This window comes from Allorhodopirellula solitaria (assembly GCF_007859855.1).
Taxonomy (GTDB): domain Bacteria; phylum Planctomycetota; class Planctomycetia; order Pirellulales; family Pirellulaceae; genus Rhodopirellula; species Rhodopirellula solitaria.
This window is the reverse complement of the sequence record NZ_SJPK01000016.1, coordinates 45,594-54,506: the sequence shown is the minus strand read 5'-3', so window position 1 is coordinate 54,506 and position 8,913 is coordinate 45,594. Positions and strand designations below refer to the sequence as shown.

Here is an 8,913-nt window from a genome sequence, read left to right as displayed (position 1 = left end):
GCAGCTTCTCGCTGGCAAGAAGCGTCGAGGCCCTCAATCGATCGGCGACTTGCTGATCGGCTTACTAATTCGTCTTGGAGTGAACCAGGAAAACACTGTAGAATCGAAACCGTCCGAAGCTCTGAAGTCTTAGGCTGAATTGTCGTGCTGCCAAGCACACTAACAACGTCGTCGCATGCCGAGGGTATCGGTGGAGCGTAGCTCTGCTGAGCAAGCCCGTGCTAGAGTGAGATGCTCTGTTAGCGGTTCAAACGCCGGATGAGACAGTGTGGGGCTCTCAGAGCTTCGGATATCTACCAGGGTGGCGAGACTGAACCACCAAAGCTAACCGAGCCGTGCTGGCTGGCCGACAAACAGTGGACTTTGAGTGTCGAAAAAGCTACCCTATTGGTGGTGCCGCTGAGCGTACGCGCGCACTGCAAATTTTCGTTCTGGATATGACAGTACTCAAAAAACCTTCCGCTGTGGTCTGCGCACGCTTCCGTCGGATGAACCGAAAATAGCAGGTGGTCGAGCGCAAGCGAACACCACCGGAACCTCCGCGAAATACGCGTGCCAACCCCGAATGGGGTGGAAGATCATTGACGACAAGGTCTGCGACCCACTTCGGGGTCGACGCTCCATCTTCAACGAACAACCGTAGGTGGCGCTGCGCTTACCATACGGCTATTTTCTATCATCCCTTTCGGGATACTTGTGGGTAATCAACAGCTCGTCGCCTCGTCCAGTACGGCGCTGGGAGGACTCGTCGCCTCGTCCACTACGATATTGGATTCGCTTGGTGCAGCAGGGCCAGTGCGGCGCGTTCTCGGTTCAGGGGGATTGAAGCGGTGTGTCGGCGGAGGGCTGCGAGTGGACTGCGTTCGCCCTCCATCATGGCTTTCTGCAGCGACGCTCCAATCTGATGGCGTACCGATTCGCTATCGTGGTCGATGCCGTCGCGGCGGATGGTTTCATCGAGGCGTGGTGTGAGCGGCGGTGCTTCGGACGCGATCCCCATCCACTGGGCGCTCGTCACCAACAGGGCTTCCCCGTCGAGCAGGGTTGTCTCATGACTCATGATCGGCAACTCGCCGGGGATCTCCTCGGCCGCGATCGTGGCAGCGCGATCGAGATTGAGCGAGCGATAGCCTTGAGGGGAGGCAATGAGGCTCGACCACTGGCCAATCGACGAGATCGCGGCCCGTCCCGATTGGGGATCCACGTGGGCATAAAGCAGCGATAGGCTGGGCCGTCCGCTTTCATCAATGGCGGCATCTCGTACCTGCAGGAGACTGTGCAAGGTTCGCATCAATGCTTCCTGCGGCGTATGTCGATAGCCCAGATGAGCCTGGAGTGCGGCGCGGGCTACGGTCGCATCGAGTGTATCGCCCAGATCACCTTGGGGGGCCCACGCGTGTCCGAATTGGCACATCGCGATCGCCAGAATACCATCGGGAAGCACATCCCAGTGGTGCCAGCTTTGGGCGACCGCCAACGGGGACTCTACCATCCCATCCACCATCCAGTCCCGGGCCAACCGGGTTCCCAGTGGCAAAGTATCGCATTGCCAATCGGAGATTTGTTTCTCCCACTCGTGCATTGCGGAAGGGGCGTCGTCGATGGCCGGAGGTGTGTGTCCGGGGAGTGGTTCCATGGCTTCGACGAAACGATCAGCATCAAAATCGGGTGCCGCGTTCTCTTCATCAATCAGGTCGCGTCCCCGAGCGGATGCAGGGGCAGACGAGCCATTGGCAGGGGACGACAGGCGATGGAGTGAAACGAGGGTGTGGCAGATGTCGGTGGCAGCCAACCGAGCGGCGGCGGTTGCCTTTTCGTCGAAGGCATGCGGGGCGTTGCTATAGAGCCACAGGGTGCCGATCGGCAATTCAGTGCCGTTCAAACAAAGGCATATCGCCGAGGCGAAGGGCTCCGGAATGGAGTGCTGGTCCATTCGATTGGCAGGCAGGTCCTGCATCGTGAAGGTTCCTTGCACCATCGCTTCGAGATCACCGCGAGCGCCACGCAGTGGACGCGATGTGCCGAGTCGGTGTGCCGGTAGCATGCCGAAGACGAACCGGGTGTTGAGCTGTTCGGTCGCGTCATCGAGCAGGTAGACGGCCGCGGCTGTCGCGTCAGTGGCGAGCAACGCGTCGGCGAGCACTTGGTCGACCTGGTCGCTGCCTTTTTTTGCCGCTGCGTTGATGAGAACCGAGGTCGCCTGGACGGCCAGTTCGGTCTGCTCCCATTTCGCTTCGGACTCGACTTGCGATTCCGCTACGCGATCGGTTTCGTGGTCAGCGCAGTGGATTTTCAGATAGCTTGGCAATGATGTGGACACGATGTCGTCAACCCGAAAAGAGGCGAGCGGAGTAGTTCAACTTGCTAGCCTCATCGTCGAGATGATTCATCTTCCCCCAGCGGATCAATCGGCAAAGTTTGCTTTGTTCGCCACCGTGGCCGCGCAACTGGTAGAGGCGTTACAACGCGATTCGTTGATTGTCGCTCGCCCTCTCATCGGCCTGCGGCGAGCGAGTATTGCAGCCTTTTGGATACCCGATAGGATTGCAGGGTGATGATCCGAAAAGTCTTTTGATTCCTGCCTCCTCGATGAGACCTGTTGCGATGTCCTCGAACGATGAAAACCCACTTCTCGATGTTGATGCCGATGCTGCCTTGGAGCGATTCATGCGGTTGACGGCGATTGCGGGCCGAAGTGGAGAGGAGGCCGGCGTGGCTGCGGCGATCACCAAGACGTTGGTCGAGGCGGGGATCGATCCCGCCATGATCGTCCAGGATGATGCTCACGAGCGGACACGTCTTCGCGGCGACTGCGGCAATCTCATCGTCAGTCTTCCCGGCGACGAGAGTCTGCCCCGGACCATGCTTTCGGCGCACATGGACACGGTGCCGATTTGCGTGGGCGCCAAGCCGATACAGAAAGACGATCCCGAACTCGGTCTGATAATTGCCGCTGAGGGCGAGACCGGCTTGGGAGGCGACGACCGGGCTGGCTGTGCGATTATCCTGACGGCGATTCTGGAGCGACTCCGGTTTGCTGCCGAGCACCCCGAAACGCGTCTGCCACCGGCGGTGATCACGTTTTTGATTCAAGAGGAGGTAGGCTTAGCGGGAGCCTGTCACCTCGACGCTGAAAAGATAGGGCGGGTGGACCAGGCGTTCAATTTTGACGGTGGGAGCATGAACATGATCCGCCACGGCGCCATCGGTGGTGAGCGGATGCAGGCCGTGGTCCACGGATTCGCTTCGCATGCCGGCGCTGCACCTGAGAAAGGTGTCAGCGCGACCGTGATCGCAGCGAAAGCGATCGCCGCCCTCCATGGTGCTGGGTTGCTCGGGGAGGTGGACATCGATGGCAAGCGAGGAACCGCCAATGTGGGTGTCATCGAGGGTGGTGAAGCGACCAATGTGGTCACGCCCGAGGTGCTGCTACGAATCGAAGCCCGCAGCCACGATGCTGAGTTTCGAGGTTGGATCGTCAACCAGATTCACGACGCGCTGCAGCGGGCCGCCACCGAGGTGACCGATGTCAAGGGTCGCTGCGGGCGGATTGAGTGGAGCAGCCACGTCGACTACGAGGCCTTCGCATTGGATTTGGATCACCCCTCCGTGCAGGCGGCGCGTTACTGGGTCGGCAAGCTTGGACGCGATCCCATCTGCGAGGTCGCCAACGGTGGTCTCGATGCGAATTGGCTCTTCCGGCATGGGATCGCTGCGGTGACGTTGGGGTGTGGTCAGGCGATGATCCATACGGATGAGGAGTACCTCGTGGTCGCCGATTATCTCGATGCCTGCCGCTTGGCTTCGTCGATCTTGGTCGCGAAATCGTAGCACCGGTACTAGGTTGCGCACTGCGAGCGGTCTATAATGGGGGGCATTGAACGTGGGGAACGCGACGGCGGCGAACACCAGCTTTCCCTGCTTGTCCTTCACGACATGCATCGCGCGCAGTCGGATCCTCCACCACCCTCACCCCACGAGCTTTTGGCTTGTCTGATTCTTGGCACCCTGGAGTGAATGTCGCCGAGCTAACCCATGTGGGGATGCGCCGGGCCAATAACCAGGATTCCTACGCGGTGATGGTGGCGAAGTCGGAGGATCGGTTCGATCGACGCGGGCACTTATTTGTCGTCGCCGACGGCATGGGGGCTCACGCTGCGGGCGAATTGGCGTCGAAGATCGCATGCGAACAGATCGCGATGCGGTACATCGGCTCGCAAGAAAGTGATGTCGGGCAAGCCTTAGGGGAGGCGGTTCATCAAGCCAATACCGCCATTTTTGAGCGAGGCCAAAGCAACCCCGAATTCCACAATATGGGCACGACTGCCAGTTCGTTGGTGCTCGTCCAGGGCCGAGGTTATGTCGCGCAGGTCGGAGACTCGCGCGTCTATCGGTTGCGAAACGGGTTGCTCGAACAGCTCACCTTCGATCATTCACTCGTCTGGGAGATGGAGGCGAGCGGCCAGGTCAGCAGCGATAGCCCACTCGGCAAAGCAATCCCGAAGAACGTCATCACGCGATCTCTGGGGCCGGGGGCTCACGTGATGGTGGACTTGGAAGGGCCTTTCTCACTCGAGCTCGGCGACCGATACCTGCTTTGCAGCGACGGCTTGACCGGTCTGGTCGAGGATGAGGATCTCGGCGTGTTGATGGATAGCCTGCCGCTAGAAAAACTCACGCCCGTTCTCGTTGATCTAGCAAACCTGCGCGGCGGGCCGGACAACATCACCGTCATCGCGGTGGATGTGACCAGCGAAAACTTGATCGATCCATCCCCCGCACCCAAGAACGCTTCGAGCAGCGAAGGGTTCCGCTGGAGCAGTGTGCATTCCTCCAGTTCGCTGCTGGCGGCCACCACGGTTTGCTGGCTGGGAGCGATCGGCTTGGCTATCGCAGCCTACTCAGGGGGCTCCAAGTGGGCTGGGTCGGCGATCGTGGCCTTCCTGCTCGGTGCCATCTCGCTGGGGATTTGGGCCAGCGGTGTGTTGGTCACTGATGATCGCCGGCGACCCTTAAGCGTGCGACGACGCCACTCCAGCAAGCATGCCGATCAGCCGGTCCAGGGAAGCTACGACTCGGGACTGAAGGCTTCCGAAATCGCGGCTGGCACCGGGCCCTACCGCCACTACCCCGTCGATCAACACAAAGCGGTCTTTGAGCGACTCGTGGAAGTCGTTTCTGAAATCCACCGCTCGTCCGAGCAGCATCACTGGGACCTGGATTGGAGCGGAGTCGATGTGTTTTCCAGTCAAGCGTCCGATGCCGCTGCAGCGGGCAACTGGAAATCAGCGATCGAGCATGAATGCGACGCGGCGCTGCAAGCCATGACGCTACTGCGAAAGCAACAGGACGATTCGGCCAGCGACACGGCAGTGGATCTGTAGACGATCGAGAGTGCCGCCCCGTCGGCCGATACTGCGAAGTCGTATCCGGTGGTGTTCGCTTGCGTTCAGGCCACCGGCTATTTTTCCAGGCCGCCGTCGGCGGAGGTAGGCTTGTGGGTAATTAACTGCTCGTCTGGTTTACTACGGATGTCGCATGGGCTCGTCGCCTCGTCCGTTACGGGATGATTCGCGATTTACTTAGCGTCCATCCAGCCGAGGCGTTTTAGAAATGCAATTGATTTCCCGAGCGTGTCGTCGAAGTATTTACCGTCGGCGACATGCACGTTGAAGAAACCATGAGGCTGGTCAGGGTAGGTGTGCAGCTCGCTAACCAAATCTGCCTGTTGGCTGCGTTGCTGAAACCGCTCGGCGGTCGCCATGGGGATCAACGCATCGCTTTCGCCCAGGAACACGATGGCCGGTGGGTCGTCGGAGGTGATATTGTGGGCGGGTGAATATTGATCCGTTTGCTCGCCAACGCGTTTGGCCCCCCATTGTCCTGGACCGTTGTCGTAGACGGGATTGAAGAGCAGGAGTGCATCGGCTTTGCGTGATACCCCATCGACCTCTTCATCGTCCATCATGCCTAGGTAAGCCGCCAGGTGGCCGCCTGCGGACCCTCCTCCGCACGCAATGCGGTGGGGATCGATTCCGAAACGTTTCGCCGATCCACGGATGAACCGCATTGCATCGGAGGCATCTTCAACGCAGTCTGTGGGCGGTTCGCCGTTTTTGCGGTCCAGCAAGCGATACTCGACTCGGAAGCAGACCAACCCGAGGTCCGCGAGAGCCGTGGAGTGCTCAGCGAACTGGCCGGGTTTCCCGCCTACCCAGCCACCCCCGTGAAAGAATACAACGGCTCCGCGAGCATCCGAGGCCTGCCAATCCGCTGGCCGTGTCCAGTCGATCCGCAAGCTTCGCTTGTCGGAGGCGGATGGAGCGTCGAGCGGCACCTGTTTGTACGTCACCGAGGCCTCGATCGGGACCGTCTCGGTATCGGAGGTGCTCGTTGCGGGCGGCGCCGCCAGCGTCGTGGATGTGCTCAGCGTGATCGCGAGCATGGAGTGTTTTATGAGGTGGATCATGCCCTCATTGTATGGACAGTGGCGGGCCGGGAACAGTCCGCTGAGTAGGTTTTCCTTGGATACTGCCGAGCAGAAGACTGCCGAGCAATATACTGCCGAGCGATGAAGTCATCCGTCGTTCCTGTGCGTCACTGCGAGCGCGATCGATACTGGGTGTGCTCAGGCGGCCCGGTTCAGCCCCGTCGCGTCGGCTGGGAGCTCAATCGAAGACTTCTCTTGCGAGCGCTCAGCCTCTTGGGGGTCGGCGGCTAATTCGAGCTTCGCCAGCTCCACCTCCAAGCGGCTGGCGACGTCGTCGAGATCGTCGTCGGCAGCTACGGAGATCGGATCGCCAAAGCGGCAATCGAGTTGGGTGAAAGGCCACGGCAGTTGCATCCGATCCCAGGCCTTGGCGAATAGAAACCGGCGTTTGGGAACAAGCACCACGGGGACGATTGGAATGTCGGCCTTTTGAGCCAGCTTCGCAACGCCTTTTTGGACCTTCCCGCGGGGCCCCTTGGGGCCGTCGACGGCAATCACCGCTGGGTGCCCGTCCTGGCAGTGCCGGATCATTTGTGTCAGTGCGGTGGCGCCACCTTTGCTACCGCCGCTGCTACCGCGGATGGGAACGCATCCACATGACTTCAAAAGCGGGACGAGGAGTTCTCCGTCGCGAGAACGCGACACCAGTGCTCCGGTATTGGGGTCTGATAAAGCGATCGCCGCTGCTTGGTGAGCGTGCAGGAGTGCGTACACGAACTGCCGATCCGATTGGTGGCAGATCTCGTCACGGCGATCATTGGTCACCCGGATCCGGACGGTACGCCGCATTAGCGTGAAGTATCCGAGCACGCCCAGGCGTTCCAAGCGTTTGGCCCAGGACAGTTTTGGGGTTCGATTCCGACGGCGCGTCGTCTTGGCGGCCGCTCGATCGTGGGGCTGGGAAGGATTCATTTAATGCTCGTACTGATCCCAGGGAACTTCTTCGAAAACAACGCGCATCGTCTGTGCATCTTGAATTTGCGATGCGATCGCGTCGTCGATTTCGTTTTGCAGTGACATCGATGACCGCAGTCGGATGGTTGCGGCGATGCGATCGGCGCCGAGATACCGTGTTAGCGTCACCTTGGTTTCCTCGGGGAGGACATCATGACTCGTCATCATTTCGTTGAGCTTCATCCGGGCAAACGGTGGAACGCCCCGTGGACGAGCGATATTCAAACGGCAGACCCAGTCAACAAATCGCCCGTACTGAGCCGCCACGTCGGGATTGCTCGCACGCATGCCCGAGATGCGGTACCGCGTGCCCTCGTAATCGAGTGCGAAGTTCAAATCGCTCGTTCGCATCGGCTGGGCATCCATCCCGAACCGGGCTCGCTGCTGCTCGTCGGTGATCTCGGATTCGGCGCGAGCGGTGAGTCGGACGAGGTCCCCGGTGGCGATGCTCGTGCGTTGCTGGCGTTCCCGATCGAGCATGATCACGCGGGATTGTCCGAGATCAAAAATCACCCACGGCTGGCTTTCCGCCGCAGAGAAATCGTAGTAGACCCCGTTCTGATAGGCAATTTGATGGGTCTCGGCCGGACGCTGGGCATCGCCCTGGAAGACCTTCGTCAGCGCCGACCATGTTGGAGGAGGGGCTGTTGAGACGAGGGTCTCTTCCGCGGTCGCTGGGAGGGAGGCCGCGATGGCCATGGCACCGATCAACCAACCGCCGATGATCCAGTTACCGCTGGGTAGCCAGCGTCGAGTGCGTTGGCCTCGTTTGAGAATCATGCCGTCAACTCCGTTGGGTCCTTTGGCTCGGCCGGCAACCGCTTGAATGGCTAGGGATATCGATCCCGAGCCAGGTTCTCAATAGCAAATAGGTCGCGGCAGCTCCATCCCAAAAGAGAACTGCCTTCCGTCCCGATTGGTATCGAGAGGAAGGCAGTCGCGCGAACTCAGGAGGAGAGGGGTCAATGCGGAATCGCTTAGACCATTTCCTTGAGGCCCTTCAGTGGGCGGATGGTCAACTTCTTGCTAGCGGGCTTCGGGGCCAACCAGATTTCTTCGCCGTTGGCGGGGTTACGACCTTTTCGCTTCGGCTTGGCAGGCACGTCCTTCAGGACGATCTTGCACAGACCAGGGATCGCGAACTGGCCGGGGCCACCCTTCTGGAGCGACTTGCCAATCTCGCCTGCCAAGGCGTCGAGGACGGCGGCGACGTCTTTCTTGCTCAACTCCGTTTCTTCGGCGATGTTAGCGAGAATTTGGGTCTTGGTGGGCGCTTTGGGTGGAATGGCTGCGGGCATGGGCTGAACCTGTGAAATGGAAATCGAGACAGGAAAAAACGAGAGAAATCAACAAACGTTTCTACTTCGTTGCGTTCCAAGTGTTATGTCGGCACTCTAAAACCCGCAACCCACTTGACCGACAAAAACCGTGTGTTTTCACGTGTTTTTACCCAATTGATGCCAAAAAGC

The 8,913-nt window shown here is 59.8% G+C and carries 7 protein-coding genes; 2 read left to right on the top strand and 5 right to left on the bottom strand.

Annotated features, from left to right (window positions below):
• Positions 1-760: 760 nt before the first annotated feature.
• Positions 761-2,320: a sporulation stage II, protein E gene (locus CA85_RS21050; protein WP_146393336.1), complete on the bottom strand. Its 1,560-nt coding sequence runs from the start codon at positions 2,318-2,320 to the stop codon at positions 761-763.
• 284 nt (positions 2,321-2,604) lie between these two features.
• Between CA85_RS21050 and CA85_RS21045 the strand changes: the two genes are divergently transcribed.
• Both CA85_RS21045 and CA85_RS21040 read left to right on the top strand, forming a co-directional pair.
• A complete protein-coding gene (locus tag CA85_RS21045; protein WP_146393335.1) occupies positions 2,605-3,831 on the top strand; it encodes a M20/M25/M40 family metallo-hydrolase in 1,227 nt (408 codons plus the stop codon).
• 158 nt (positions 3,832-3,989) lie between these two features.
• Positions 3,990-5,384, top strand: coding sequence for a PP2C family protein-serine/threonine phosphatase (locus tag CA85_RS21040; protein WP_315852728.1), 1,395 nt, complete (start codon positions 3,990-3,992; stop codon positions 5,382-5,384).
• Between the two features lie 194 nt (positions 5,385-5,578).
• On the opposite strand, the gene CA85_RS21035 is transcribed toward CA85_RS21040, so the two are convergent.
• The 4 genes from CA85_RS21035 to CA85_RS21020 all read right to left on the bottom strand — a co-directional run bounded on the left by CA85_RS21035 (position 5,579) and on the right by CA85_RS21020 (position 8,742).
• Positions 5,579-6,469: an alpha/beta hydrolase gene (locus tag CA85_RS21035; protein ID WP_146393334.1), complete on the bottom strand. Its 891-nt coding sequence runs from the start codon at positions 6,467-6,469 to the stop codon at positions 5,579-5,581.
• A gap of 159 nt (positions 6,470-6,628) precedes the next feature.
• Positions 6,629-7,402 (bottom strand): DUF374 domain-containing protein, encoded by a 774-nt coding sequence (locus CA85_RS21030; protein WP_246113037.1) that lies wholly within the window; start codon positions 7,400-7,402, stop codon positions 6,629-6,631.
• Positions 7,403-8,224, bottom strand: a complete 822-nt coding sequence (locus tag CA85_RS21025) for a hypothetical protein (RefSeq protein ID WP_146393333.1) — start codon at positions 8,222-8,224, stop codon at positions 7,403-7,405. It lies immediately after the preceding gene.
• Between the two features lie 197 nt (positions 8,225-8,421).
• Complete coding sequence (locus CA85_RS21020; RefSeq protein WP_146393332.1) at positions 8,422-8,742, bottom strand: HU family DNA-binding protein; 321 nt, start codon at positions 8,740-8,742, stop codon at positions 8,422-8,424.
• Positions 8,743-8,913 lie beyond the last annotated feature (171 nt).